This window comes from Thermus sp. FJN-A (assembly GCF_054655095.1).
Genome location: NZ_BAAHSC010000242.1, coordinates 1 through 236 on the forward strand (window position 1 = coordinate 1; position 236 = coordinate 236).

Annotated in this window: 1 protein-coding gene; it reads right to left on the reverse strand. The window is 72.9% G+C overall.

Annotated elements, in window-relative coordinates; genetic code table 11:
- A partial coding sequence (locus tag ACYQ0J_RS13580) for a hypothetical protein (RefSeq protein WP_460172621.1) occupies positions 1-236 on the reverse strand: 236 nt, incomplete at both ends.

A 236-nucleotide genomic window follows, 5' to 3' on the forward strand; every position in this document is an offset into this window, starting at 1 on the left:
AGGGCCCGGTCCAGGTCGGGCACCCGGCCCGGGCGCACCTCGTTCAGATCCAGCCACACTGCCGAGAGGAGGGCGTGGAGCTCCAGGGCCCGCTCCCGGGAGAGGCCGGAAGGGGAGAGGCTCCGGCTTTGGGCGAGGGCCTCGAGGTAGGCGAGGCGGGCGAGGAGCTTCTCCCGCTCGGCCTCCAGCTCCGCCACCCTCCTGCGCAAATGCTCCAGCTCGTCCACCCTCATCGG